Here is a 24677-nt window from a genome sequence, read left to right as displayed (position 1 = left end):
CGATTACGATTTATCCGGCGATAGAGATGTGGACTTTGAAACCGCTATCGCCAGCAAGCCGGCTCCTACAGGGGATCGCATTCAGCCCCGGGCAGGAAGATCGCGCCCCAAAAACTTACGAATATCTCAACGCATGCGCCGGTTCGATCTTCGCCGCCCGATACGCCGGGTACAGGGTCGCCAGGAAGCTGAGGATAAACCCGGCCGAACAGATCAGCACCACATCCCCGGCCTGCAACTGCGACGGCAGGTTACTGACGAAATACACATCGGAACTGAAGATGTGCTGCCCGCTGATCCGCTCGATCCAACCCACCAGTTCACTGACGTTCAGCGCCGCGATCACCCCGAGCACACCACCGATCAAGGTTCCGACAATACCGATCACCGTGCCCTGGACCATGAAGATCGCCATGATCTGCCGGGGCGTGGCGCCGATGGTGCGCAAGATGGCGATATCCGCGCCCTTGTCGTTCACCACCATGATCAGCGTCGCGATGATATTGAACGCCGCCACGGCAACGATCATCAGCAGCAGCAGGCCGATCATGGTCTTTTCCATCTTCATCGCGCTGAACAGGCTGCCCTGGGTGTGGGTCCAGTCATCCGCCGTGAACCCGGCCCCCAGCCCACCGGCAATGCGGGTCGAGACCTGCGGCGCGGCATACAGGTCCTTGACCGCCAGGCGCACGCTCTGCACCTGGTTCGGTTGCCAGTGCTGGATATCCGCCGCGTCGGCCATATGGATCAGGGCCATCGAACCGTCCAGCTCGGCACCGACCTTGAATACTCCGACCACGTTCAGACGCTGCATGCGCGGGGTGATGCCACCGGGCGCGGAACTCAGCTCCGGAACGATCAGGGTCAGCTTGTCGCCGACATTCAGGCGAAAGCGCCGCGCGGTGATCTCGCCGATCACCACGCCGAACTCGCCCGGCTTCAGGTCATCCAGCTTGCCCTGGACAATGTGCTGGGCAACGATCGAAACCTTGCCTTCCTGGGCCGGATCGACACCGCTGATCTGGATCGGCTGCATCGATCCCTTGTACGAGAGCATCCCGTCCATTTCGGTGAACGGCACCGCCGCGGTCACCTCGGGATTCTTCATCGCCGCGGCGGCCACCGGCTGCCAGTCATCGATGGGCTTCACGCCGACGATGGTCGCATGGGGCACCATGCCGAGAATGCGCGATTGCATTTCCTTCTGGAAACCGTTCATCACCGACAGCACCACGATCATCGCCAGCACGCCCAGGGCGAGGCCGATCATCGAGGTCATCGAGATAAACGAGACAAAACGGTTGCGGCGCTTGGCGCGGGTATAGCGCGTGCCGATGAAAATCGATAACGGTCGGAACATTCGCAGGCCACCGTAGAGAAAGTAAGGGACCCGGCACTCGCGCTACGGCAAGCGGCCGGGTCCTGGCGAATCAGATTGCAACCAGCTTGCCGTCTTCCAGATGCAGCACTCGGTCCATCTGGCGGGCCAGGTTCATGTCATGGGTCACCACCAGGAACGCCGTGCGCATCGAGGTGCTGAGTTCCAGCATCAGGTCCTGGATACCCTGGGCAGTGTGGTGGTCGAGGTTGCCGGTCGGCTCGTCGAGCATCACCAGGCCGGGTTTGTTCACCAGTGCCCGGGCAATCGCCACGCGCTGGCGCTCACCGCCGGACAGCTCGGCCGGCTTGTGCTCCAGGCGATGGCCCAGGCCCACCCGCTCCAACAGCGCGGTAGCGCGCTGGCGTGCTTCGGGAATCGCCGTGCGACCGATCAGCAACGGCATGCAGACGTTCTCCAGCGCGGTGAACTCCGGCAGCAGGTGGTGGAACTGGTAGACGAAACCCAGGGAGCGGTTGCGCAACAGCCCACGGGCCTTCTCACCCAGCGCCGAGAGTTCTTCGCCGGCCAGCCAGACACTGCCCTGGGACGGCGTATCCAGCCCGCCCAGCAGGTTGAGCAAGGTACTCTTGCCGGAGCCGGAACTGCCGACGATCGCCACCCGCTCGCCCGCGTGCAGCTCAAGCTGCAGGCCGGACAGCACCACCACCGACTCCGGGCCCTCCTCGTAGGATTTGCCCAGGTTGCGGCAACTCAGCACTGCTTTATCACTCATGCCCAATTCACTCATAACGTAGCGCCTCCGCAGGCTGGGTGCGCGCCGCACGCCAGGCTGGATACAGGGTGGCGAGGAAACTCAGGAGCAACGCCGCGCCGCAGACCATCAAGACGTCCTCGGCCATCAGCTGGGACGGCAGGTAGTCGATGAAATACACGTCGGCATTGAGGAACTTGTGGCCGATCAGGCCTTCGAGGGCGGAGATCGCGGCACTGACATTGAGCGCGGCGAAAATCCCCACGGCCGCGCCGATCAGCGTGCCCACCACGCCGATCACGGTGCCCTGGACCATGAAGATCGCCATGATCTGCCCGGGCGTGGCGCCCAGGGTGCGCAGGATCGCGATATCGCCTTTCTTGTCGTTCACCACCATCACCAGGGTCGAGATGATGTTGAACGCCGCCACCGCGACGATCAGCAGCAACAGCAGGCCGATCATGGCCTTTTCCATCTTGATCGCCTGGTACAGGTTGCCGTGGGTACGGGTCCAGTCGCGGGCGTAGTAGTGGCTGTCACCCAACTGCTGGGCGATTTCCCAGGCGGTACGTGGTGCCTGGAACAGATCGTTGAACTTCAGGCGCAGGCCCTGGACCTGATCCGGCTTCCAGCGATGCAGGCGCGCAAGATCGTCGAGATTGGTCAGGCCGAGATAGCCGTCCAGCTCACCGGCCCCGACATGGAAGATGCCGACCACGGTAAAACGCTTCATCCGCGGAAACATCCCCGCCGGCGTCACCGTGACTTCCGGGGCGACGAAGGTCAGCTTGTCGCCGAGACCGACACCGAGCTTGGTCGCCGCCTTGTCGCCGATGACGATACCGAAGCTGCCGGGCGACAACGCATCGAGCTGCCCCTGCTGCATGAACTGGTCGATGATCGAGACCTTGCGCTCCTGCGCCGGGTCGATGGCATTGAGCAGCACCTTCTGCACCTGGCCGTTGTTGGTCAGCAACCCCTGCATCTGGGTGAACGGGGCCACGGCGGCGACTTTCGGATTCTGCAGGACCTTGCCCGCCAGGCTCTGCCAGTCGCCGATCGGCTCGTCCGACTCGATGGTCGCATGGGGCACCATGCCCAGGACACGGTTGCGCATCTCACGGTCGAAACCGTTCATCACCGAAAGCACCACGATCATCACCACCACGCCGAGGGCGAGGCCGATCATCGAAGTCAGGGAAATGAAGGAAACAAAGTGATTGCGACGCTTTGCACGGGTGTAACGCGTGCCGATGAATACGAAGAGTGGTCTGAACATGTCGGAGGCTAGTTCGAAGGCAAAGAAGTTCGGAGGAAAAGAAGACGTCCATGTGGCGAGGTGGGGTCAGCAGCTTTACACTCAGACCATCACCTCTGCCTTGGGTTCGCCATGTCGACATTAGATGAAGAAGATCGCCGCGAATACTACCGTATCGAGGACACGATCGCACTGGAAATCCGCCCCCTGTCTGCCGCCGATGCCGCGGACAAGGAAGTGTTGCAGGATGCGTCGCCACTCTTCAATCTGCTGAGCGAACTGCACCTGAGCGAATTCGAATCACAGCATCTGCTGCGTCAGGTCAGCGAGCGCGACCGGGCCCTGTCGGCCTACCTGAAATCCCAGAACAAGCGCATCGACCTGCTGAGCCAGGTGATGGCGATGACCGTGCTCGGCGAGTTCGGCGAACCGCAGGCGGTGATCATCTCCGAAGGCGGCATCGAGTTCAGTCATCACATGGCCTACCCGGCCGGCACTCACCTGGCGGTCAAGCTGGTGCTGATGCCGCAGGCTCTCGGCCTGCTGCTGCGGGCCAAGGTGACCCACTGCGAACCGCAGAGCTTCGGCACCTTCGAAATCGGCACCGAGTTCGAATCATTGACCGATGCCCAGCGCCAGTTGCTGGCCCGCTATATCTTGCAGAAACAGGCGCTGCAACGACGCCTGGCCCGCGAGCAAAACGATCCCGAGGCGAGTTGAGCCCTGGATTCATCGTGCGACCCCGATTATTTGCAGGATCATTTTTTCCTTGAAGGAGCAGTCGTGACTCTGATTTATGGCCATCGTGGTGCCAAAGGCGAAGCACCGGAAAACACCCTGACCAGCTTCCAGGAGTGCCTCAAACACGGCGTGCGCCGCTGCGAACTGGATTTGCACCTGTCCATGGATGGCGAGTTGATGGTGATCCATGATCCGACCCTCAAGCGCACCACCGACCGGCGCGGCAAGGTGGTCGAGCATTCGGCCGCCGACCTGGTGACCTATGACGCGCGCAAGGGCGGCCCGGGCTGGATCACCCCCTGCCCGATCCCGCGCCTGGAAGAGCTGTTCGAGCAGTGCGATTTCGAACACTGGCAACTGGAAGTCAAGAGCGCCTCGCGCACCCGCGCCGCGACCACCGTCCTGGCGATCCGCGAGATGGCCCAGCGCTTCGGCCTGCTGGACAAGGTCACCGTCACCTCCAGTTCCCGCGAAGTGCTCAAGGCCGCCCTGGAGCTGACCCCGGACCTGTCACGCGGACTGGTAGCCGAGTACGCCTGGCTCGACCCGTTGAAGGTCGCCCAGAGTTATGGCTGCGAGATTCTGGCGTTGAACTGGACACTCTGCACCCCGGAACGCCTGATCAAGGCCCAGCGTCAGGGTCTGCATGTGTCGGTGTGGACAGTCAACGAGCCGGCGCTGATGCGCAGGCTCGCCGACTTCGGCGTCGATAGCCTGATTACAGACTTTCCCGGTTTGGCCACGGCCACACTTGGGAAAGGCTGAAATCGGTCTCCCCGGCCGGCTCAGGCCACCGGCCGGAGCCGCTCAAAAAAGCCGGTTGAGACCATCGTAGGCCGCTACCCGATAGGCTTCGGCCATGGTCGGGTAGTTGAAGGTGGTGTTGACGAAGTACTTCAGCGTGTTGTGCTCGCCCGGCTGGTTCATGATCGCCTGGCCGATGTGCACGATCTCCGATGCCTGGTAACCGAAGCAGTGAACGCCCAGGACTTCCAGGGTTTCACGATGGAACAGGATCTTCAGCATGCCTTGCGGCTCGCCGGCGATCTGTGCCCGGGCCATGCTCTTGAAGAACGCCTTGCCGACTTCGTAAGGCACCTTGGCCTTGGTCAGTTCATGCTCGTTCTTGCCGATCGAGCTGATCTCCGGAATGGTGTAGATCCCGGTCGGTACGTCGTTGACATAACGCCAGCTGCCGTTGTCGACAATGCTGCCCGCCGCCGAACGCCCCTGGTCGTGCGCGGCACTGGCCAGGCTCGGCCAGCCGATCACGTCACCGGCGCCATAGATGTTCGGCACGCAGGTGCGATAGTTCTCGTCGACCTCGATCTGGCCGCGGCCGTTGACCTTGACGCCGATGTTCTCCATGCCCAGCTTGTCGGTGTTGCCGGTACGGCCGTTACACCAGAGCAAGGCATCGGCCTTGATCTTCTTGCCCGACTTCAGGTGCAGGATCACCCCGTTGTCCAGGCCTTCGACACGCTCGTACTCTTCGTTGTGGCGCACGGTGATGTTGTTGTTGCTGAAGTGGTAGCTCAGCGCCTGGGAAATCTCCGAGTCGAGGAAGCTGAGCAACTGGTCGCGGTTGTCCACCAGTTCCACCAGAACCCCCAGGCCACTGAAGATCGAGGCGTACTCGCAACCGATCACCCCGGCACCGTAGATGATCAGCTTGCGCGGGGTATGGCCCAGGCTGAGGATGGTGTCGCTATCGTAGATACGCGGGTGGTGGAAATCGATATCGGCCGGGCGATAGGGACGCGAACCGGTGGCGATGATGATGTGCTTGGCCACCAGTTTCTCGACCACGCCGTTGGAGCAGACCACTTCGATGGTCTGCTCGTCGGCGAAGCTGCCGGTGCCGAAGAACAGGTCCACGCGGTTGCGGGCGTAGTAGCCGGTGCGCGAGGCGACCTGCTTGGAGATCACCTTCTCCGCGCTCTTGAGCACGTCCGGGAACGAGAACCAGCGCGGCTCACCGATGGCCCGGAACATCGGGTTGGTGTTGAACTGCATGATCTGCCGCACAGAGTGACGCAGGGCCTTGGACGGGATGGTCCCCAGGTGGGTGCAGTTACCGCCGACCTGCCGACGGCTGTCGACCATCGCCACCTTGCGCCCTGCTTTGGCGGCGTTCATTGCCGCACCTTCTCCAGCGGGGCCGGAACCCAGTACCACTACGTCGTAGTTGTAGACAGCCATGCGTACTCCTCAGAACAGGCCGAGGCACCCCTCTGGCACCTGCGGCTAAATCATGTCGCGGCCAGCGACATGAAGGATCAAATCTCGGTGTGCAGTCTATAGAAGCGTCAACGCCGCGCACATTAACCCTTGGTCGCGTCGTAGGCTAGTCTTGCCTGCACTACATGTCAGGCGCCCCATGTTAATGCGCCTTGCTTTTCAATAATCGGTCAAACGCCGAATTCGTTCGTGTGACGAAACCTTTATCGGCACGAATCACAAAAAATGCGGCGACATCGTGTTTTTCCGCATAGTCCCAGCCGCGCTCGGGCCCCAGGATCAGCAACAGCGTCGACAAGCCATCGGCCATCAGGGTCGAGGGATGAATCACCGTGACCGCCGCCAGGTCGTGGGTGATCGGCGCGCCGGTGCGGGCATCGAAGGTATGGGAATAGCGTCGGCCATCCTGCTCGAAATAGTTGCGATAGTCACCGGAAGTGGACACCCCGTAGCCGTCGATATCGACGACCCGCTGCGCGACCTGGCGATCGTCCCGCGGCTCCTCCAGCGCGACACGCCAGGGGCTGCCGTCGGGTTTCCTGCCGACCGCCTTGAGCTCCCCCGTGGCCTCGGCCAGAAAGCTGTCGATGCCCATCGCCGTCAGCCGCCGGGCAATCCGGTCCACGGTGTAGCCGGCGGCAATGCTGTCGAAATCGACCTGCACGGCCGCATCCTTGCACAACTGCTCGCCATCGATACGCAGGTGAGCATGCCCGACGCGCTGGCGGGCCTCGGCCAGTTGCGCGGCCTCCGGCACCTTCTCCGCGCGCCCTTGCGGGCCGAATCCCCAAAGGTTCATCAGCGGCTCCACCGTCAGGTCGTAGGCGCCGTCGCTGGCCAGCGAAAGCTGCTCGCCGACACGCACCAACTCAAGGATCGGCGCCGGCATGACCTGGCAGCGGTTGGCCGGCAGATCGTTGAAATGCTCGATGTCCGAATCACTGCGATAGGTCGACATCTGTTGGTCGACCTGCGCCAGGATCGCTTCCACCTCGCGCCTGACCTCGCTGACCGCCGGCCCGCCCGCGCGCCGCACATACTGGATGGAGTAGGTGCTCCCCATGGTCGGGCCGCCAAAACGCTCCAGCGAGTCTCCCCCATCACAGCCGGAAACCAGCAGGAACGCCGCAGCAGCGAGCAATCGCAGGGTTGTTCTTAGCAAAATCCGGGCCTCCGGGGCAATGGCACAGGTTGTGAAGGCGCCATTCGAGGCTGCACATTGCACCAGAGTTTAAAGGACATTCGCCAGGACCACCGTTGCGCGAAACCCTGCTCACGCAAAAACCCAATGAACCGCTCTAGTCCGCGGACTGTGCCATTTAGCCAGCAAGCTTGGTTTTTTTGTTGCCCGATAACCCTAATACACATATCGTTACAAAACTGTTCTGCCAGCGTGCGTATGCCTGAAAGGATCAGTAAGGACGAGCAAAGACGAAGGATTGCTTATAAGACAGCCAAAGTGAGTGAATAAAAATGGCCTCGAGTACGGGCAAGGGCAAGGCGATCTTTCGCGTTGTCAGCGGCAACTTTCTTGAGATGTTCGACTTCATGGTCTACGGCTTCTACGCCACGGCCATCGCTAAAACCTTCTTTCCTGCCGACAGTGCATTCGCTTCCCTGATGCTTTCGCTGGCCACCTTTGGTGCCGGCTTCCTGATGCGTCCGCTGGGTGCGATCTTCCTCGGCGCCTATATCGACCGCCATGGTCGTCGCCAGGGGCTGATCATCACCCTGGCCCTGATGGCCGCGGGTACGGTGCTGATCGCCTGTGTACCGGGTTACGCGACCCTGGGCGTGGCCGCCCCGCTGCTGGTCCTGCTGGGCCGACTGCTGCAAGGTTTCTCCGCCGGCGTGGAGCTGGGTGGCGTCTCGGTCTACCTGGCCGAGATCTCGACCCCGGGCCGCAAGGGCTTTTTCGTCAGTTGGCAGTCCGCCAGCCAACAGGCCGCGGTGGTCTTCGCCGGCTTGCTGGGCGTGGGTCTCAACCACTGGCTGAGCCCCGAGCAAATGGGTGAATGGGGCTGGCGCGTGCCGTTCCTGGTCGGTTGCATGATCGTCCCGGCGATTTTCATCATCCGTCGCTCGCTGGAAGAAACCCCCGAGTTCCAGGCGCGCAAACATCGTCCGACCCTGCAGGAAGTGATGCGCTCGATCGGTCAGAACTTCGGCCTGGTGCTGGCAGGCATGGCGCTGGTGGTCATGACCACGGTGTCCTTCTACCTGATCACGGCCTATACCCCGACCTTCGGTAAAGCCGAGCTGCACCTGTCGGACTTCGACGCTTTGCTGGTGACCGTGTGCATCGGCCTGTCGAACTTCTTCTGGCTGCCGGTGATGGGTGCCGTTTCCGACAAGATCGGCCGCAAGCCGCTGCTGCTGGCGGCGACCATCCTGGCGATCCTCACGGCCTACCCGGTACTGTCCTGGCTGGTGGCGGATCCGAGCTTCAGCCGCCTGCTGATCGCCGAACTGTGGCTGTCGTTCCTCTACGGTTCGTACAACGGCGCGATGGTGGTTGCCCTGACCGAGATCATGCCGGTCGAAGTCCGTACCACCGGCTTCTCCCTGGCCTACAGCCTGGCGACCGCGACCTTCGGCGGCTTCACTCCGGCGGCCTGCACCTACCTGATCCACGTGCTGGACAACAAGGCGGCACCGGGCATCTGGCTCAGTGGCGCGGCCGTGTTGGGCCTGATCGCCACCCTGGTACTGTTCCGTGGCAACAAGCACGAACTGCGTACCGCACAGATGGCGGCTTCCAGCCAAGCCTGAGTAGACGCCCGTGGCGAGCGGGCAATCCCCCTCGCCACAAACAAAAACGCCCCGACTGGTCGGGGCGTTTTCATGTGCAGCTAGCGCTTAGCGCGGAAACGCTGGCGGGTTGACCCCGGCCATGTCTTCCATCACGCGCACCACCTGGCAGCTGTAACCGAACTCGTTGTCGTACCAGACGTACAGGACAACGCGGTTGTCGTTGCAGATAGTGGCTTCGGCATCGACCACACCGGCGTGACGCGAACCGACGAAGTCGGTGGATACCACTTCCTGCGAGTTGACGAAGTCGATCTGCTTGTGCAGATCCGAGTGCAGCGCCATGTAGCGCAGGTACTCGTTCATCTCTTCACGGGTGGTGGCAGTACCCAGGTTCAGGTTCAGGATCGCCATCGACACGTTCGGCGTCGGTACGCGGATCGCGTTACCGGTCAGCTTGCCGGCCAGTTCAGGCAAGGCCTTGGCAGCCGCGGTGGCTGCGCCGGTCTCGGTGATCACCATATTCAGCGCGGCGCTGCGGCCACGGCGATCGCCCTTGTGGAAGTTGTCGATCAGGTTCTGGTCGTTGGTGTACGAGTGAACGGTTTCAACGTGGCCGTTGACGATGCCGAACTTGTCGTTGACGGCCTTGAGCACCGGCACGATGGCGTTGGTGGTGCAGGACGCGGCGGAAACGATCTTGTCGTCAGCGGTGATTTCACCGTGGTTGATGCCGTGAACGATGTTCTTCAGCTTGCCCTTGCCCGGCGCGGTCAGGACCACGCGGTCGATACCCGGGCAGGCCAGGTGCTGGCCCAGGCCATCGGCGTCACGCCATACACCGGTGTTGTCCACCAGCAGGGCGTCCTTGATGCCGTACTGGGTGTAGTCCACCTCGGTCGGGTTCTTCGCGTAGATCACCTGGATCAGGTTACCGTTGGCGGTGATGGTGTTGTTTTCTTCGTCGATGGTGATGGTGCCGTTGAACGAACCGTGCACCGAATCGCGACGCAGCAGGCTGGCGCGCTTGGTCAGGTCGTTCTCGGCGCCCTTGCGCACGACGATGGCGCGCAGGCGCAGGCCGTCGCCACCACCGGTTTTCTCGATGAGGATGCGCGCCAGCAGGCGGCCGATACGACCGAAGCCGTACAGCACCACGTCAGTGCCCTTGCGTGCGGAAACATTCTGCTGACCGACGACATCGGCCAGCTCTTCGCGGACGAACTGCTCGGCAGTGCGGCCATTGCCCTGGGCCTTGAACTTCACGGCCAGCTTGCCGAGGTCCACCGAAGCGGCGCCCAGCTTGAGCTCGCTCATCGCCTTGAGCAGCGGGAAAGTCTCGTGGACGGACAGTTCGGCATCATCACTCTGACGATGGCGAGCAAAGCGGTGAGCCTTGAGAATCGCGATGACAGACTGGTTGATCAGGCTGCGGCCATAGATCGAACTCACCACATTGTTATTGCGGTAGAGCTGACCGATAAGCGGGATCATCGCTTCTGCAAGCGCTTCACGATCAATCCACTCACCAAGACACTGGTCGGGCTTCTGAGTCACGGGAACCTTCCACATGTAGGGGCTGAAAAAAGGGGCTACATTATGCAGCCCAGCCGCCCTGCGAGCAATGCACGACTGTCGCGCAAACCCGCATAAAATCCCTTTGCAAAAAATCGCACCCCGCTCCAGCCCAGTAAACACGCGGGTTTCAGCGCGCCCCATTTTGGCGCACCGACTATCACTTGTCTGTAACCCTCCGAAACATAAGTGCAATGCGGCACTACATATTCAGGTAAAAAGCGCTATTTCTTGTCATAGCCACTACATTTCCCTTCACCTGTAATAGACACAGTCTGCAACTGACAGGCGGCACCCGGGGCCGTTACAATTACCGACTTTGTCGCAACGCTTGGAGCTCAACCTTCCGTGCCCGTTCTGCGTCTACCGCTACTCCCTGCCGCGGCAGGTAAACAGCACTGGGGCAATCTCCCCGGTGCCGCCCTGAGCCTGGCCATTGCCGAGGCTGCCAGCGCTGCCAAGCGCTTCACCCTGCTGCTCACCGCCGACAGCCAGAGCGCCGAACGGCTGGAGCAGGAGCTGAGCTTCTTCGCCCCCGATTTGCCGGTGCTGCATTTCCCTGACTGGGAAACCCTGCCCTACGACCTGTTCTCACCGCACCAGGACATCATCTCCCAGCGTATCGCCAGCCTGTACCGGCTGCCGGAACTGGAACATGGCGTGCTGGTGGTGCCGATCACCACCGCGCTGCACCGCCTGGCCCCGACCCGGTTTCTGCTGGGCAGCAGCCTGGTGCTGGATATCGGCCAGAAGCTCGATGTCGAGCAGATGCGCACCCGCCTGGAAGCCTCCGGCTACCGCTGTGTCGACACGGTCTACGAACACGGCGAATTCGCCGTGCGCGGCGCCCTGATCGACCTGTTCCCGATGGGCAGCAAACTGCCGTACCGCATCGACCTGTTCGATGACGAGATCGAGACGCTGCGCACCTTCGACCCGGAAAACCAGCGGTCCATCGACAAGGTCGATTCGGTACGCCTGCTGCCGGCCAAGGAATTCCCGCTGCAGAAGGAAGCGGTCACCCGCTTCAAGGCACGCTTTCGCGAACGCTTCGACGTCGACTTCCGCCGCTGCCCGATCTTCCAGGACCTCAACAGCGGGATCACCCCCGCCGGCATCGAGTACTACCTGCCGCTGTTCTTCGAGGAAACCTCGACCCTGTTCGACTACCTGCCCCAGGACACCCAGGTGTTCTCCCTGCCGGGCATCGAGCAGGCCGCGGAAAACTTCTGGAACGATGTGCGCAACCGCTACGAGGAACGCCGCGTCGATCCGACCCGTCCGCTGTTGCCGCCGGCCGAACTGTTTCTGCCGGTGGAAGACTGCTTCGCCCGCCTGAAAAGCTGGCCGCGGGTCATCGCCAGCCAGCAGGACGTGGAAACCGGTGTCGGCCGCGAACGCTTCCCCGCCCGCGAACTGCCGAACCTGGCGATCGAGGCCAAGGCCAACCAGCCCCTGGCGGCGCTCTCCGCATTCCTCGAGCAGTTCCCCGGCCGCGTGCTGTTCACCGCCGAATCAGCCGGTCGCCGGGAAGTCCTGCTGGAGCTGCTGGAACGCCTCAAGCTGCGCCCGAAGACCGTCGACAGCTGGCCGGACTTCACCGCCGGAAAGGAACGCCTGGCGATCACCATCGCGCCGCTGGACGACGGCCTGGTGCTGGACGATCCGGCCCTGGCACTGATTGCCGAAAGCCCGCTGTTCGGCCAGCGCGTGATGCAGCGCCGACGCCGGGAAAAACGCGCCGACGCCAACAACGATGCGGTGATCAAGAACCTCACCGAGTTGCGCGAAGGCGCCCCGGTGGTGCATATCGACCACGGCGTCGGCCGCTACCTCGGCCTCGCGACCCTGGAAATCGACAACCAGGTCGCCGAATTCCTCACCATGGAATACGCCGAGGGCGCCAAGCTCTACGTGCCCGTGGCCAACCTGCACCTGATCGCCCGCTACACCGGCAGCGACGACGCTCTCGCGCCGTTGCACCGCCTGGGCTCGGAAGTCTGGCAGAAAGCCAAGCGCAAGGCGGCCGAACAGGTCCGCGACGTCGCCGCCGAACTGCTCGATATCTATGCCCGTCGCGCCGCCCGCGAAGGTTATGCATTCGCCGACCCGAAAGCCGACTACGCGACCTTCAGCGCCGGCTTTCCGTTCGAGGAAACCCCGGACCAGCAGACCACTATCGAAGCGGTGCGCGCCGACATGCTCTCGGCCAAGCCGATGGACCGCCTGGTCTGCGGCGACGTCGGCTTCGGCAAGACCGAAGTGGCCATGCGCGCCGCCTTTATCGCGGTCCACGGCGGCAAGCAGGTGGCGATCCTGGTCCCCACCACCCTGCTCGCCCAGCAGCACTACAACAGCTTCCGCGACCGCTTCGCCGACTGGCCGGTGACCGTCGAAGTGATGAGCCGCTTCAAGTCCACCAAGGAAGTGAACGCCGCCGTGGCGGAGCTGGCCGAGGGCAAGATCGATATCGTCATCGGCACCCACAAGCTGCTACAGGACGATGTGAAGATCAAGAACCTGGGCCTGGTGATCATCGACGAAGAGCACCGTTTCGGCGTGCGCCAGAAGGAACAGCTCAAGGCCCTGCGCAGCGAAGTCGACATCCTCACCCTGACCGCCACGCCGATTCCGCGCACGCTGAACATGGCGGTGTCGGGCATGCGCGATCTGTCGATCATCGCCACCCCACCGGCCCGGCGCCTGTCGGTGCGCACCTTTGTCATGGAGCAGAACAAGAGCACGGTCAAGGAAGCCCTGCTCCGCGAGCTGCTGCGCGGCGGCCAGGTCTATTACCTGCACAACGACGTGAAGACCATCGAGAAATGCGCCGCCGACCTCGCCGAACTGGTGCCGGAAGCCCGTATCGGCATCGGCCACGGACAGATGCGCGAGCGCGAACTCGAACAGGTGATGAGCGACTTCTACCACAAGCGCTTCAACGTGCTGATCGCCTCGACCATCATCGAGACCGGTATCGACGTGCCGAGCGCCAACACCATCATCATCGAGCGCGCCGACAAGTTCGGCCTGGCCCAGTTGCACCAGTTGCGCGGCCGGGTCGGGCGCAGTCACCACCAGGCCTACGCCTACCTGCTGACGCCCGGTCGCCAGCAGATCACCGCCGATGCGGAGAAACGCCTGGAAGCCATCGCCAATACCCAGGACCTCGGCGCCGGCTTTGTCCTCGCCACCAACGACCTGGAAATCCGCGGTGCCGGCGAACTGCTGGGCGACGGCCAGAGCGGGCAGATCCAGGCGGTGGGCTTCACCCTGTACATGGAAATGCTCGAACGCGCGGTCAAGTCCATTCGCAAGGGCGAACAGCCGAACCTCGACCAACCCCTGGGCGGTGGCCCGGAGATCAACCTGCGCCTGCCGGCACTGATCCCCGAAGATTACCTGCCGGATGTCCATGCCCGCCTGATCCTCTACAAGCGCATTGCCTCGGCGACCGACGAAGAGGGTCTCAAGGACCTGCAAGTGGAGATGATCGATCGCTTCGGCCTGCTGCCGGAACCGACCAAGAACCTGGTGCGCCTGACCCTGCTGAAACTGCAGGCCGAGCAACTGGGTATCAAGAAGATCGACGGCGGTCCGCAGGGCGGTCGCATCGAGTTCGCCGCGGACACTCCGGTCGATCCGCTGGCCTTGATCAAGCTGATCCAGGGACAACCCAACCGCTACAAATTCGAAGGTGCCACACTGTTCAAGTTCATGGTGCCGATGGAACGTGCGGAAGAACGCTTTAATACACTGGAGGCGCTGTTCGAGCGCCTCACCCCGAAATCTGCTTGATAAGGACGCCGTATGCGCCTGATCTCCTCGCTGGCCGTGTTGTTGGCCCTGTTCACCCCGGCAGCCTTTGCCGACGAGCTGTACCAGGTCGAAATGATCCTGGTCCGGCAGAACCTCGAGCAACCGTTCCAGAGCCAGCCGGCTCCCGAGGACTGGGCCAGGGGTGCCAGGCCCGTCACCGCCGCTGACGAACGAACGCCCGCGCTGAACGACATGGTCGCCAAGCTCGGTGCCAGCGGCAACTATGAAGTATTGCTGCACAAGGCCTGGCAGCAGTCGCTCAGCGACCAGCCGAGCAAGGTCTCGATCACGGCCGGCGAGGAACAGTTCGGCCAGTTCCCGGTGGAGGGCACCCTGAGCCTGACGCTCAAGCGCTTCACCGACGTGGAGGCACAGTTCTGGGTCAACCGCTTCGACAACAACGGTGTGGTCAATGCCAGCGAACGCCTGAACCAGACCAGCCAGACCAAGAACGGCCAGCTCAATTTCCTCGACAGCGGCCACCTCGCCCTGCTGCTCAAGGTGACCTCGCTGTCAGCCTCCAAACGCGAAGCGCCGTCACAGAACCTGGACCAGTGACCCCCCGATGCCCTCGTCCCTGACGCCCTCCATGACCAAGCCACTCGCGCCGTCATGGGTCAGCCGCTTCAAGGAACAGAGCCTGGAACGTGGCCGCCGCTACGCCGTGGAAAACCGTGTGCGGATCGTCCAGGCCGGTGACAGCACCATCACCGCCAGTTGCGAAGGCTCCGGCGGCAATGTCTACCGCCAGACCATTCACCTGCGCGAGTCGGCCAAGGGCACCTTGCTGATCGTCGATGCCAACTGCACCTGCCCGGTTCGCATGAACTGCAAGCACACCGCGGCGGTCCTGCTGAAAGTCCAGGAGACCCTCGCCTACCCGGCCGCGGAAAAAGACGCCGAACTGCTGGAGAAGCTGCAGGCCGTACTTGACGCCCGTCCTCCCGCCCCGCCCCAGCAGATCGTCGACGACGTCCAGCCCATACCACGGCTGTGGCTGGCCAGCGTCGAGTTCAGCGCCTTCGAACCGCGCAACGGGCGCATGCAGCGTTATATCCAGCACCGCGCGGCACTGTCGTTCAACTACCTGGGCGAGTACGCCAGCGGCCAGAAAAACACCGACATCATCCAGCGCCAGGAACACCAGAGCCTGCGCATCAAGCGCCAGCCCGAGGCGGAAAAGGCCTGCCGCGAGCAACTGCGCCTGCTCGGCTTCAAGATCGCCACGCGTCAAAGCAAGGCCCTGCCGGAAAGCGCCGGCGAGCTGTACGAGATGGTGAACGACAGCGCCTGGCTGAACTTCACCCTCAACGAGCTGCCGGGTCTGCGCAGCCAGGGCTGGGAGTTGCAGATCGACGAGGATTTCGGTTTCGACCTGAGTACCGTCGACGACTGGTACGCCACCGTCGACGAAGCGCCGGAGCGTGACTGGTTCGACCTCGAACTGGGCATCATCGTCAATGGCGAGCGCCTGAGCCTGCTGCCGATCCTGCTCAACCTGATGCGCTCCCACACCGAACTGCTCAACCCCGAGCGCCTGGCCCGGCGCCGGGACGACGAACTGATCCTGGTGAACATCCCCGCCTCGCCCAACGGCAGCCATGGGCCGCTCCAGGTAGCGCTGCCCTACGGCCGCCTCAAGCCGGTGCTGATCACCCTCGGCGAGTTCTACCTGGAAGAACCCGGCACCACCACCCTGCGCCTGAGCAGCGCCGATGCCACGCGCCTCAACCCCCTCGACGGCTTGCCGCTGCTCTGGGAAGGCGGCGAACAGATTCGCAGCTTCGCCGAACGCCTGCGGGATATCCGCGAGTACAACGCGAGCATTCCCGAGGGACTCAACGCCACCTTGCGCCCCTACCAGCACGAAGGCCTGAGCTGGATGCAATCGCTGCGGCAACTGGAAGTCGGCGGAATCCTCGCCGACGACATGGGTCTGGGCAAGACCTTGCAGACCCTGGCGCATATCCTCAGCGAAAAGAACGCCGGGCGCCTCGATCGCCCGTGCATGGTGGTGATGCCCACCAGCCTGGTCCCCAATTGGGTCGACGAGGCCGCACACTTCACCCCGCAGCTCAAGGTCCTGGCCCTGTATGGCGCGGCGCGCAAAAAGCATTTCGAACACTTGCAGGACTACGACCTGATCCTCACCACCTATGCCTTGCTGCCCAAGGACATCGAGAAACTCAAGCTGCAACCGCTGCATGTGCTGGTGCTCGATGAGGCGCAGTACATCAAGAACCCCGGCAGCAAGGCCGCCCATGCCGCCCGCGAGCTGGACGCGCGCCAGCGCCTGTGCCTGAGCGGTACGCCTCTGGAAAACCATCTCGGCGAACTCTGGTCGTTGTTCCACTTCCTCCTGCCGGGCTGGCTGGGAGACATCAAGAGCTTCAACCGCGACTACCGCGTGCCCATCGAAAAACGCGCCAGTGAAGTCCGCCTGCAACACCTCAATGGCCGGATCAAACCCTTCCTGCTGCGGCGGACCAAGGAGCAGGTGGCCACCGAGCTGCCGCCCAAGACCGAGATCATCCACTGGGTCGAACTCAACGAAGCCCAGCGCGACGTCTACGAGACCATGCGCCTGGCGATGGACAAGAAGGTCCGCGACGAAATCACCCGCAAGGGCGTGACCCGCAGCCAGATCATCATTCTCGAAGCCCTGCTCAAGCTGCGCCAGGTCTGCTGCGACCTGCGCCTGGTCAACGGCGCGACCCTGCCGGCCCGCGGCAGTGCCTCCGGCAAGCTCGACAGCCTGATGGAAATGCTCGATGAGTTGTTTGCCGAGGGTCGGCGGATCCTGCTGTTTTCACAGTTCACCTCGATGCTCGCGCTGATCGAGACGGAACTGCAAAAGCGCAATGTAGCCTACGCCCTGCTGACCGGACAGACCCGCGACCGGAGGACACCGGTCAAGGATTTCCAGAGTGGGAAACTGCAGATTTTCCTGATCAGCCTCAAGGCCGGCGGCGTCGGCCTGAACCTGACCGAAGCCGATACCGTGATCCACTACGATCCATGGTGGAACCCGGCAGCGGAAAACCAGGCCACCGACCGGGCGTACCGGATCGGCCAGGAGAAGCCGGTGTTCGTCTACAAGATGATTGCCCGCGGCACGGTGGAGGAAAAGATCCAGCATCTGCAACAGGAGAAATCCGACCTCGCCGCAGGTGTGCTCGACGGGCGCAAGGCCGGCGACTGGCAGCTGCAGAACGAGGATATCGAGGCCCTGTTCGCACCGCTGCCGGACAAGAAAACCGGTCGCTAGCCGTCAATCGATCAGCTGGGCATCCCTGAGAGCGCCAATGGCGGTCAGCCAACGCGGCTCCTGGCGATAATCAGTGCGGGCAAATGCCTGGCCGCGCATCCGCGCGATGCGTGGCGACGGCGTCACCTTGAGCCGCTGCGCGGCACTCAAGGCCAACTCCGCCGCAGCCCGGTCGTTGCACACCAGGCCCATGTCGCAACCGGCCGAGAGGGCAGCCTCGATGCGACTGGCGGCATCGCCCACCACATGAGCTCCCGCCATGGACAGGTCATCGCTGAAGATCACCCCGTCGAATTGCAGTTCGCCGCGCAGGATCTCCTGCAACCAGCGCCGGGAAAAACCGGCAGGCTGCGCGTCGACCTGTGGATAAATCACATGGGCCGGCATCACCGCCGCCAACTGCCGGCTCAGGCGTGCGAAAGGCACCAGGTCATGGGCGCGGATCACTTCCAGGCTGCGCTCGTCGACCGGGATCGCCACGTGGGAATCCGCCTCGGCCCAGCCGTGTCCCGGGAAATGCTTGCCGGTAGCGGCCATGCCTGCATCGCTCATCCCACGGATAAAGGCACCGGCAAGCGAGGCGGCACGCTCGGGGTCACCATCGAAGGAACGACTGCCGACCACGGCGCTGCGCTGATAGTCCAGGTCGAGTACCGGCGCGAAACTCAGGTCGAGTCCCACCGCCAGGACCTCGGTCGCCATCAGCCAGCCACATTGCTCGGCCAGGTACTCGGCGTTCGGGTTGTCGGCAATGGCGCGCATCGCCGGCAGACGTACGAAGCCCTGGCGCAGACGCTGTACCCGGCCACCTTCCTGGTCGACCGCCAGCAACAGGTCGGGGCGAATGGCGCGGATCGACGCGCTCAACTCACGAACCTGGCGCGGATGCTCGATATTGCGCGCGAAGATGATCAGCCCGCCCACTTCCGGCTGGCGCAGCAACTGGCGATCTTCAGCCGTCAGCCAGGTACCGGCGATATCGACCATCAGGGAGCCTTGCAGGGCAGTACTCATAGAAAATCCTTGTGAAAAAGTACGTCAGACCTTGGCGGTGGCCGGCGCGGTCGACTTGCTGCGCGGACGCAGCTGCGCGGCCGCCATGGTTTCATCGGTCACGCCGCTGTCGGCACGCATGCCGGCGGCGAGGAACGGCACCATCAGGCGCATCACCGTCTCGATCGAGGTATTGACGCCGAAATCGGTCTCGGCAATCGCCCGCAGCGCCTTGATCCCCGACATGCTGAACGCGGCCGCACCCAGCATGAAGTGTACGCGCCAGAACAGTTCGATCGGGGGAATACGCGGGGCCGCTTCATTGACCAGCAGCATGTAGCGACGGAACACCTTGCCGTACATGTCTTCCAGGTAACGCCGCAGGTGGCCCTGGCTCTGGCTGAAGGCCAGGCCCAGCAGGCGCATGAAGATCGACAGATCGTTGCCGCTGCGGGGCTGCACCACCAGGGCCTGCTCGACGAGGATTTCCAGCAATTCCTCCAGGGTCGGCTTGACCTCGGGCTTGGCCTGGCGCCGCTCCAGCTCGCGATCGAGGCTGATGCAGAACGGCCCGAGGAAGCGCGAGAACACGGCCTGGATCAGGGCCTTCTTCGAGCCGAAGTGGTAGTTCACCGCCGCGAGATTGACGCCCGCCTTGCTGGTGATCAACCGCAATGAGGTCTCGGCGAAACCTTTTTCCGCGAACAATTGCTCGGCAGCATCGAGAATGCGTTCAACGGTTTCCGACTGGGCCATGATTATTCCGCCTGACAAACACTTGTTTGAAACATACGTTTCAGGCCATGGAATGTCAAGCCTGACGGTCCATTTGCGGCCAGCCAGTCAGGTATTAAATCATAGAAACCGGGGCCTGTAGCGCAGCACCCGATACGGCTGTCGACCCCCTTCCCGGCAACCGTCCGGCGGACACCTTGAAAAGGAGGATTGCCAAGCGCCTTCCACTGTATATAATCCCAGTCACTGTATAAAAAGACAGAGCGATCGAGATGCTAAAACTGACGCCACGCCAAGCTGAGATTCTGGCTTTTATCAAACGCTGCCTGGATGACAACGGCTATCCGCCAACCCGTGCGGAGATTGCCCTGGAACTGGGCTTCAAGTCGCCGAACGCCGCCGAAGAACACCTCAAGGCCCTGGCCCGCAAGGGTGCGATCGAAATGACCCCTGGCGCTTCGCGCGGTATCCGCATTCCCGGTTTCGAGGCCAAGGCCGACGAGTCCACCCTGCCGATCATCGGCCGGGTCGCCGCGGGCGCACCGATCCTCGCCCAGCAGCATGTCGAGGAATCCTGCAACATCAACCCGACCTTCTTCCATCCCCGGGCCGACTATCTGTTGCGCGTTCACGGCATGAGCATGAAGGACGTCGGCATTTTCGACGGCGACCTGCTGGCCGTGCATACCTGCCGCGAGGCCCGCAACGGCCAGATCGTGGTGGCGCGGATCGGCGAGGAAGTCACCGTCAAGCGCTTCAAGCGCGAAGGCAGCAAGGTCTGGCTGCTGGCGGAGAACCCCGAGTTCGCCCCCATCGAAGTCAACCTGAAAGATCAGGACTTCGTCATCGAAGGTTTGAGTGTCGGCGTCATTCGCCGCTGAAGGAGGCGTCATGCAATTTCCGCAAACTCCACAACACGCACAACTGCCCTTGTTCGAAGCGTTCATGGCGCAGCCGCTGGTCCCACTTCTCAAGGAGGTGGTTGAAACGCCCTGGAGCACCGAGCCCGAGGTCTTCAGCGAACTGTCGTTACGTGGCGGGAATTGCCTGAGCCTGCTCGCCCCCATCCTGCGCGAACTGAGCCAGGACCAGGATGCCCGCTGGCTGACCCTGATCGCCCCACCCTCGAGCCTGACCCAGGCGTGGCTGCGGGAAGCGGGACTGAACCGCGAGCGCATCCTGCTGCTGCAACCCAGCAGCGCCCAGAATGCCCAGCAACTGACGTGCGAAGCCTTGCGCCTGGGGCGTAGCCATACCGTGGTCAGTTGGCTCAATCCGCTGAGCAGCAGTGCTCGCCAGCAGTTGATCAGCGCAGCCCGCAAGGGTGACGCACAAAGCCTGAATATTCGTTTGGGCTAGATGCAAGCGCCAGACAGGCACTCTTCGCGCGTATCGCGCAGGGCTTCTCCAGGACAGAGAAGCCGATCAGAATTGACGAACCATGACAGAAACGGTTGGCAGCTTCAGTGAAGAACGCGCGGACCGTCTTCTTTCTCGATCTCGCCTTCCACCAGTCGCCCCGCCATCTGCACGCCCACGCTCAACATGGCCTTGGCCACTTCGACGTGCTGGCCCTGCAGGAAAGCCTTGGCATCTTCAGAGAAGTTCAGGGTAACCAGAGAACCTTCGTCCTCGGCCCGGCGCAGCTCGATACGGCCGTCCGGCAGCTCGACGATTTCTAGAAAGGACGTAGGCATAAAAGTCTGTTCTCCACGAAAGGCCAAGATTATATCAGTCATCCGTGGCAACCCGCTCAAGATCTCAACAGCTTTCTTTACTGCTTGATGAACAACTGACAGACGGGGCCTACAGCCCCACCCACTGAATCAGCACTCGCTCAGGCCATCGCGGAAGCGGATCGCCAGGCCCTTGAGGTTCTGCCGCCAGCCTTCCAGCTCCTCACGCCCCAGCTCCGGGGTTTCTTCCTTGTCCAGGCTGACCGCCACGATCAACGGCTGCAACACGTCGCCCTTGGCCTTCCTGGGCGCCTGGGGCGGCAGGTACAAGGCCGTGTGCGCGGCGATCAGGCGGGCCAGCCAGGTTTGCGGACTGTGCGCGAGTTCCACCAGTTCGGCCATTTCCGGAATGGCAATGGACTCCAGCACTTCTCGGGTCAGCAACAGCTCGGCCCGCGGGGCATTGGCCTGGGGCAGGCGGTAGAAACCGGCAATTTCATGGCACAGCCCGAGCAAGGCGCCGTACAGGTGGAACACCGCCGCTTCCCGCTCGGCCTGGATCAGCGCCAACGCGTTCATCGCCCGGCTTTCCTCGGCCTTGCCCAGGGCTTCGAGCGCAAGGCCCGCGTAAAAGATCTTCTGGTTGGTGCGGGTATAGAGTTCGTTGGCCATGACGGCGCACTCCAGGACAAAAAAGCCACAGGCGGGTCAGACAGTTTCAGGGATCGACCCGGCTTGTCGCAAGCCCAAAAGACCAAGGCCGCGTGAAAACCCAGGTCCTCACACGGCCTTGCCAATACCAGCCTTGCGCCAGTGAGCCGCAATGGGCCCGCTGGCACAAGACAGCAGACATCAGGCGCCCTGGCGCTTGTCCTCGACCTTCCACTTGCCGCCGTCGTAGAACGCCTTCCAGCCGGTCGGCTTGCCGTCCACTTCGCTCTGCACGTACTGCTCCTTGGTCTTGCGGCTGTAGCGAATGACCGCTGGACGACCGTCCGGGTCCTTCTTCGGCGCTTCACAGAGGAAGTGGTACTTCGGATCAATCTCGTCCTTGTGCGGAACGATTTCGCTCACCAGCGGTGCACGGGTCTCGCGGTTTTTCGGGAACTGACTGGCCGCCAGGAACAGGCCGGACGCACCATCACGCAGGATGTAGGTGTCGTTGACCTTTTCGCACTTGAGTTCCGGCATTTTCACCGGATCCATCTTCGGCGGCGCCGCGTCACCGCTCTTGAGCAGTTTGCGGGTGTTCTTGCAGGTCGGGTTGGTGCAACCGAAGAATTTGCCGAAACGGCCGGTCTTGAGCTGCATTTCACTGCCGCACTTGTCGCATTCCAGGCTCGGGCCTTCGTAGCCCTTGATCCGGTAGTTGCCTTCCTCGATCTCGTAGCCCGCGCAATCCGGGTTGTTGCCACAGATATGCAGCTTGCGCTTCTCGTCCAGCAGGTAGGCATCCATCGCCGTACTGCAGATCGGGCAGCGATGCTTGCCACGCAGCACCAGGGATTCCGACTCGCCCTCGTCGTCCGCGGCGATCTCATCGCCCGGAACCAGGTTGACGGTAGCCTTGCAGCGCTCTTTCGGCGGCAGGCTGTAACCCGAGCAACCGAGGAACACGCCGGTGGAGGCGGTACGGATCTGCATCGGCCGGCCGCAGGTCAGGCACGGGATATCGGTCATGACCGGCTGGTTGGCACGCATGCCATTTTCCGCGCCTTCGGCCACTTCGAGCTTCTTCTTGAAGTCGCCGTAGAACTCGTCGAGCACGTTTTTCCAGTCGCGCTCACCCTGGGCCACGTCGTCGAGGTTCTCTTCCATGCCGGCGGTGAAGCCGTAGTCCATCAGGTTCGAGAAGCTTTCCGCCAGACGCTCGGTGACGATGTCGCCCATCTTCTCGGAATAGAAGCGGCGGTTGTGCAGCGCCACGTAGCCACGGTCCTGGATGGTGGAAATGATCGCCGCATAGGTCGAAGGACGACCGATGCCACGCTTTTCCATTTCCTTGACCAGGCTGGCTTCGGAGTAACGCGCCGGCGGCTTGGTGAAGTGCTGGCTCGGATCGAGCTGGATCAGCTTCAGCGCATCGCCCTGGGCCATGTCCGGCAACACGTCGTCATCGCCCGGCTTGGCGATCTGCGGCATGACGCGGGTATAGCCGTCGAACTTCAGGATGCGGCCCTTGGCACGCAGCTCGAAGTCACCGGCCCCCACGGTCACGGTGGTCGACAGGTATTGCGCCGGCAGCATCTGGCAGGCCAGGAACTGGCGCCAGATCAGCTCGTAAAGGCGCTCGGCATCACGCTCCATGCCCGACAGCTTGCTCGGCTCGGTATTGGCGTCGGAAGGACGAATCGCTTCGTGAGCCTCCTGGGCGCCCTCCTTGCTGCTGTAGATGTTCGGCGAGTCAGGCAGGTACTTCTTGCCGAACTCGCTCTCGATGTAGGTCCGCGCCATCGCCACGGCATCGACCGAGAGGTTGGTCGAGTCGGTACGCATGTAGGTGATGTAGCCGGCTTCATACAGACGCTGGGCCATCATCATGGTCTTCTTCACCCCGAAGCCCAGGCGATTGCTCGCCGCCTGCTGCAGGGTGGAGGTGATGAACGGGGCCGACGGCTTGCTGCTGGTCGGCTTGTCTTCGCGCTTGACGATGCTGTAGGCCGACGCCTTGAGCTTCTCCAGTGCCGCCATGGCCTGGGCTTCGTTCAGCGGCTTGAAGGCTTCGCCTTTCTCGCGCGCCACTTCGAAACGCACCTTGGCGCCCTTGGTGGTGCCCAGGTCGGCGTGGATCTCCCAGTATTCTTCCGGGTTGAAGGCACGGATCTCGCGTTCGCGCTCGACCACCAGCTTCACCGCCACCGACTGCACACGGCCGGCGGACAGGCCGCGGGCGATCTTGGCCCACAGCAGCGGCGAAACCATGTAGCCCACCACGCGATCGAGGAAACGTCGCGCCTGCTGGGCATTGACCCGGTCCAGGTCCAGTTCGCCCGGCTTGGAGAAGGCTTCCTGGATCGCCTTCTTGGTAATTTCGTTGAACACCACGCGCTTGTAGCGGCTGTCGTCACCCCCGATGGCTTCCCGCAGGTGCCAGGCAATGGCCTCCCCTTCGCGGTCCAAGTCGGTTGCGAGATAGATGGTGTCGGCATCCTTGGCGAGCCGGCGCAGCTCTTCGATCACCTTCTCCTTGCCGGGAAGGATTTCGTAGCGGGCCTTCCAGCCGTGATCCGGATCGACGCCCATGCGCGAGACCAGCTGCTTGCGCGCCTTCTCCTTCGCCGAGAGCACGGGAGCTTCGCCAGCGGCGGCCTTGCCACGCTTGGCGGCAGGTTCCTTGGCGGCACTCGCCGAACCGCTGGTGGGCAGGTCTCGGATATGGCCGATACTCGACTTCACCACGTACTGGGTACCCAAGTACTTGTTGATGGTCTTGGCCTTAGCCGGGGATTCCACAATGACCAGCGATTTGCCCATGGATCGGAAAATTCCTGAATGCTTGAAGTGAGAGCGCAGCCCGCGTCTGGCGC

19 protein-coding genes are annotated in these 24677 nt (G+C 62.7%); 8 read left to right on the top strand and 11 right to left on the bottom strand.

From position 1 onward, the window contains the following. Nucleotides 1-115 precede the first annotated feature (115 nt). From ACL9RJ_RS17740 to ACL9RJ_RS17730, 3 genes are all read right to left on the bottom strand, one after another. Entirely contained in the window at nucleotides 116-1360 is a 1245-nt protein-coding gene (locus ACL9RJ_RS17740; protein ID WP_017129577.1) for a lipoprotein-releasing ABC transporter permease subunit, read from the bottom strand. A gap of 70 nt (nucleotides 1361-1430) precedes the next feature. Then, nucleotides 1431-2114: a lipoprotein-releasing ABC transporter ATP-binding protein LolD gene (gene lolD / locus ACL9RJ_RS17735; protein WP_167331660.1), complete on the bottom strand. Its 684-nt coding sequence runs from the start codon at nucleotides 2112-2114 to the stop codon at nucleotides 1431-1433. Nucleotides 2115-2121: 7 nt separating this feature from the next. Beyond that, a complete protein-coding gene (locus ACL9RJ_RS17730) occupies nucleotides 2122-3372 on the bottom strand; it encodes a lipoprotein-releasing ABC transporter permease subunit (RefSeq protein ID WP_017129579.1) in 1251 nt (416 codons plus the stop codon). A gap of 111 nt (nucleotides 3373-3483) precedes the next feature. Between ACL9RJ_RS17730 and ACL9RJ_RS17725 the strand changes: the two genes are divergently transcribed. Then, nucleotides 3484-4071, top strand: a complete 588-nt coding sequence (locus ACL9RJ_RS17725; RefSeq protein WP_017129580.1) for a PilZ domain-containing protein — start codon at nucleotides 3484-3486, stop codon at nucleotides 4069-4071. 63 nt (nucleotides 4072-4134) lie between these two features. Continuing rightward, complete coding sequence (locus tag ACL9RJ_RS17720; protein ID WP_017129581.1) at nucleotides 4135-4857, top strand: glycerophosphodiester phosphodiesterase; 723 nt, start codon at nucleotides 4135-4137, stop codon at nucleotides 4855-4857. Nucleotides 4858-4899: 42 nt separating this feature from the next. Here the strand turns inward: ACL9RJ_RS17720 and sthA are convergent, their stop codons facing one another. Further along, nucleotides 4900-6294, bottom strand: a complete 1395-nt coding sequence (gene sthA / locus ACL9RJ_RS17715) for a Si-specific NAD(P)(+) transhydrogenase (RefSeq protein ID WP_042937136.1) — start codon at nucleotides 6292-6294, stop codon at nucleotides 4900-4902. A gap of 181 nt (nucleotides 6295-6475) precedes the next feature. Continuing rightward, nucleotides 6476-7453, bottom strand: a complete 978-nt coding sequence (locus tag ACL9RJ_RS17710; protein WP_177086880.1) for an FAD:protein FMN transferase — start codon at nucleotides 7451-7453, stop codon at nucleotides 6476-6478. A gap of 353 nt (nucleotides 7454-7806) precedes the next feature. Here ACL9RJ_RS17710 and ACL9RJ_RS17705 point away from each other — a divergent pair, with 353 nt between their 5' ends. Further along, on the top strand, nucleotides 7807-9105 hold the full coding sequence (locus ACL9RJ_RS17705; protein WP_017129584.1) for an MFS transporter: 1299 nt from the start codon (nucleotides 7807-7809) through the stop codon (nucleotides 9103-9105). Nucleotides 9106-9192: 87 nt separating this feature from the next. On the opposite strand, the gene ACL9RJ_RS17700 is transcribed toward ACL9RJ_RS17705, so the two are convergent. Then, on the bottom strand, nucleotides 9193-10656 hold the full coding sequence (locus tag ACL9RJ_RS17700) for a glyceraldehyde-3-phosphate dehydrogenase (protein WP_042937138.1): 1464 nt from the start codon (nucleotides 10654-10656) through the stop codon (nucleotides 9193-9195). A 351-nt stretch (nucleotides 10657-11007) separates the two neighbouring features. On the opposite strand from ACL9RJ_RS17700, the gene mfd reads away from it, so the two are divergent. Genes mfd through ACL9RJ_RS17685 form a run of 3 tightly spaced genes read left to right on the top strand, consistent with a single transcriptional unit; the run spans nucleotide 11008 to nucleotide 17746 of the window. After that, nucleotides 11008-14457 carry a transcription-repair coupling factor gene (gene mfd, locus ACL9RJ_RS17695; RefSeq protein ID WP_017129586.1) on the top strand — a complete coding sequence of 1150 codons (3450 nt, stop codon included), beginning with the start codon at nucleotides 11008-11010 and terminating at the stop codon, nucleotides 14455-14457. Nucleotides 14458-14469: 12 nt separating this feature from the next. Continuing rightward, entirely contained in the window at nucleotides 14470-15036 is a 567-nt protein-coding gene (locus ACL9RJ_RS17690; RefSeq protein WP_017129587.1) for a CsiV family protein, read from the top strand. Between the two features lie 31 nt (nucleotides 15037-15067). Continuing rightward, entirely contained in the window at nucleotides 15068-17746 is a 2679-nt protein-coding gene (locus tag ACL9RJ_RS17685; RefSeq protein WP_422765510.1) for a DEAD/DEAH box helicase, read from the top strand. A 3-nt stretch (nucleotides 17747-17749) separates the two neighbouring features. Here the strand turns inward: ACL9RJ_RS17685 and nagZ are convergent, their stop codons facing one another. Together nagZ and ACL9RJ_RS17675 are read right to left on the bottom strand one after the other, a co-directional pair. Further along, a complete protein-coding gene (nagZ, locus tag ACL9RJ_RS17680; protein WP_177129597.1) occupies nucleotides 17750-18748 on the bottom strand; it encodes a beta-N-acetylhexosaminidase in 999 nt (332 codons plus the stop codon). Nucleotides 18749-18784: 36 nt separating this feature from the next. After that, nucleotides 18785-19495, bottom strand: coding sequence for a TetR/AcrR family transcriptional regulator (locus ACL9RJ_RS17675; RefSeq protein WP_177086576.1), 711 nt, complete (start codon nucleotides 19493-19495; stop codon nucleotides 18785-18787). A gap of 251 nt (nucleotides 19496-19746) precedes the next feature. On the opposite strand from ACL9RJ_RS17675, the gene lexA reads away from it, so the two are divergent. Continuing rightward, nucleotides 19747-20355 carry a transcriptional repressor LexA gene (gene lexA / locus ACL9RJ_RS17670; protein WP_042937141.1) on the top strand — a complete coding sequence of 203 codons (609 nt, stop codon included), beginning with the start codon at nucleotides 19747-19749 and terminating at the stop codon, nucleotides 20353-20355. 10 nt (nucleotides 20356-20365) lie between these two features. After that, on the top strand, nucleotides 20366-20833 hold the full coding sequence (sulA, locus tag ACL9RJ_RS17665) for an SOS-induced cell division inhibitor SulA (protein WP_017129591.1): 468 nt from the start codon (nucleotides 20366-20368) through the stop codon (nucleotides 20831-20833). A 104-nt stretch (nucleotides 20834-20937) separates the two neighbouring features. Here the strand turns inward: sulA and ACL9RJ_RS17660 are convergent, their stop codons facing one another. The 3 genes from ACL9RJ_RS17660 to topA all read right to left on the bottom strand — a co-directional run bounded on the left by ACL9RJ_RS17660 (nucleotide 20938) and on the right by topA (nucleotide 24624). Beyond that, the gene (locus ACL9RJ_RS17660) at nucleotides 20938-21171 is read right to left on the bottom strand and encodes a hypothetical protein (RefSeq protein ID WP_010449609.1); all 234 of its coding nucleotides are present in this window, start codon (nucleotides 21169-21171) and stop codon (nucleotides 20938-20940) included. Between the two features lie 129 nt (nucleotides 21172-21300). Continuing rightward, nucleotides 21301-21822, bottom strand: coding sequence for a DUF6586 family protein (locus tag ACL9RJ_RS17655; protein WP_103032661.1), 522 nt, complete (start codon nucleotides 21820-21822; stop codon nucleotides 21301-21303). 180 nt (nucleotides 21823-22002) lie between these two features. Further along, the gene (gene topA / locus ACL9RJ_RS17650; protein ID WP_017129593.1) at nucleotides 22003-24624 is read right to left on the bottom strand and encodes a type I DNA topoisomerase; all 2622 of its coding nucleotides are present in this window, start codon (nucleotides 24622-24624) and stop codon (nucleotides 22003-22005) included. Nucleotides 24625-24677 lie beyond the last annotated feature (53 nt).

The organism is Pseudomonas sp. Mn2068 (genome assembly GCF_049319725.1).
Classification (GTDB): Bacteria; Pseudomonadota; Gammaproteobacteria; order Pseudomonadales; family Pseudomonadaceae; genus Aquipseudomonas; species Aquipseudomonas gingeri.
This window is presented reverse-complemented; position numbering and strand designations above follow the sequence as displayed.

What these genes read in the sequence shown, in the direction of transcription:
- ACL9RJ_RS17740 (WP_017129577.1), bottom strand. Translation starts at nt 1,360, where the DNA reads ATGTTCCGACCGTTATCGATTTTCATCGGCACGCGCTATACCCGCGCC.
- lolD (WP_167331660.1), bottom strand. Translation starts at nt 2,114, where the DNA reads ATGAGTGATAAAGCAGTGCTGAGTTGCCGCAACCTGGGCAAATCCTAC.
- ACL9RJ_RS17730 (WP_017129579.1), bottom strand. Translation starts at nt 3,372, where the DNA reads ATGTTCAGACCACTCTTCGTATTCATCGGCACGCGTTACACCCGTGCA.
- ACL9RJ_RS17725 (WP_017129580.1), top strand. Translation starts at nt 3,484, where the DNA reads ATGTCGACATTAGATGAAGAAGATCGCCGCGAATACTACCGTATCGAG.
- sthA (WP_042937136.1), bottom strand. Translation starts at nt 6,294, where the DNA reads ATGGCTGTCTACAACTACGACGTAGTGGTACTGGGTTCCGGCCCCGCT.
- ACL9RJ_RS17705 (WP_017129584.1), top strand. Translation starts at nt 7,807, where the DNA reads ATGGCCTCGAGTACGGGCAAGGGCAAGGCGATCTTTCGCGTTGTCAGC.
- ACL9RJ_RS17700 (WP_042937138.1), bottom strand. Translation starts at nt 10,656, where the DNA reads ATGTGGAAGGTTCCCGTGACTCAGAAGCCCGACCAGTGTCTTGGTGAG.
- ACL9RJ_RS17690 (WP_017129587.1), top strand. Translation starts at nt 14,470, where the DNA reads ATGCGCCTGATCTCCTCGCTGGCCGTGTTGTTGGCCCTGTTCACCCCG.
- ACL9RJ_RS17685 (WP_422765510.1), top strand. Translation starts at nt 15,068, where the DNA reads ATGACCAAGCCACTCGCGCCGTCATGGGTCAGCCGCTTCAAGGAACAG.
- ACL9RJ_RS17675 (WP_177086576.1), bottom strand. Translation starts at nt 19,495, where the DNA reads ATGGCCCAGTCGGAAACCGTTGAACGCATTCTCGATGCTGCCGAGCAA.
- lexA (WP_042937141.1), top strand. Translation starts at nt 19,747, where the DNA reads ATGCTAAAACTGACGCCACGCCAAGCTGAGATTCTGGCTTTTATCAAA.
- sulA (WP_017129591.1), top strand. Translation starts at nt 20,366, where the DNA reads ATGCAATTTCCGCAAACTCCACAACACGCACAACTGCCCTTGTTCGAA.
- ACL9RJ_RS17660 (WP_010449609.1), bottom strand. Translation starts at nt 21,171, where the DNA reads ATGCCTACGTCCTTTCTAGAAATCGTCGAGCTGCCGGACGGCCGTATC.
- ACL9RJ_RS17655 (WP_103032661.1), bottom strand. Translation starts at nt 21,822, where the DNA reads ATGGCCAACGAACTCTATACCCGCACCAACCAGAAGATCTTTTACGCG.
- topA (WP_017129593.1), bottom strand. Translation starts at nt 24,624, where the DNA reads ATGGGCAAATCGCTGGTCATTGTGGAATCCCCGGCTAAGGCCAAGACC.